Genomic DNA, 317 nt, shown 5'->3' on the forward strand with positions numbered 1-317 from the left:
GAGACTCTTCCAAAAGGACAGCCGTAAGTTATCTTGTAAATCATTTCACTCGAAGACCTTTGCTCAAACCTTAAGTCCACATGAAGTCGTTAGGAAGACACTAGACTTTTCAGAAGAACTCGCTAATTATTATAACCTCTATCAGCTGTTGCTGTTTCACTTTCAAGAGAAGAGGGTAGATGAGTTTTTTGAGCTCATAGAGGAGAATGTAAGCAAGGTCAATCATTACTTCAAAACTGTCTTTAGGACCTTCCTTAAACACAAACCATACATCAAAAATGCGCTAGAAACACATTACTCAAATGCAAAATTGGAGG

The 317-nt window shown here is 37.9% G+C and carries 1 protein-coding gene; it reads left to right on the top strand.

Features of this window, described 5'->3' with window-relative positions; all coding sequences use genetic code 11:
* Nucleotides 1-317: transposase (locus HMPREF2607_RS10615; RefSeq protein ID WP_261674284.1), on the top strand; the 317-nt coding region annotated here is incomplete at both ends.

This window comes from Streptococcus sp. HMSC078H03 (genome assembly GCF_001808655.1).
Classification (GTDB): domain Bacteria; phylum Bacillota; class Bacilli; order Lactobacillales; family Streptococcaceae; genus Streptococcus; species Streptococcus salivarius_G.